1 protein-coding gene is annotated in these 816 nt (G+C 66.4%); it reads right to left on the bottom strand.

The features are described from left to right. Nucleotides 1-15: 15 nt before the first annotated feature. Nucleotides 16-708 (bottom strand): DMT family transporter, encoded by a 693-nt coding sequence (locus HCZ87_RS20770; RefSeq protein ID WP_368484160.1) that lies wholly within the window; start codon nucleotides 706-708, stop codon nucleotides 16-18. Between the last annotated feature and the right edge of the window lie 108 nt (nucleotides 709-816).

The raw sequence follows: 816 nt of genomic DNA, 5'->3' as shown, positions 1-816 counted from the left end.
GGTCGGGGTTTGTTGTCAGCTGCGTCCAAATAGGCGCATCAGCGCGCCGTATTGGCTGAGGGCGACGCCGATCAGGATCAGCGCCAGCGCCCAGATCAGCGTGCCTGGCACGGGTTCATGGAGCAGCAGCGTGCCAAAAAGCACGGCGCAGAGCGGCACCAGATAGTTGGTCAGGCTCATGAAGGTGGGACCGGCGCCCCGGATCACCAGCACCCGCAGGAGATTGGCCCCGGCGGTGGGGATCAGCCCGAGGATCGCCAGCCACATCCAGGTCTCATTCGAGATCGCGGGCGGCGGGCCTTCGGCGAGCCAGGCGGCGGGCAGGATGCCGAGCGATCCGATCAGCATCAGCACCGCTGCCAGCCCCAGGGAATCGACGTCCGGCAGGTTGCGCACCGAGATCGAGGAGACCGCGTAGCAGGCGGCGGCAGCAAGGCAGGCGAGGCGGCCGGCCCATTCCATGCCGGTGCCGAGATGGTCAAAGGCATCGCCACCGATCAGCAGCATGACACCGAGAAAGCCGATGACCACGCCGGAAAAGCGGCGCAGGGTCAGCGGTTCAGCGGCGAAAAAATGCGCCAGGGGCAGCACCATGAGCGGGATCGCCGACATGCTGACCCCGGCAAAGCCGGAGGTCACATGTTGCAGCCCCCAGCTGATCAGGATGAAGGGGAAGGTCGAGCCCAGAAAGCCCACGAGGATCACCAGAGGCCAGTTGGCCCGGCCCGTAAACAGGCGAAAGCCTCAAAAAACCCAGACGGCGCAGAGCAGCAGCGCGTCTCCCCCTCTCAGCCCCGCGGCGAGCCAGACCGGCGT

Source organism: Phaeobacter sp. HF9A, from assembly GCF_011806385.1.
GTDB lineage: Bacteria > Pseudomonadota > Alphaproteobacteria > Rhodobacterales > Rhodobacteraceae > Epibacterium.
This window is presented reverse-complemented; position numbering and strand designations above follow the sequence as displayed.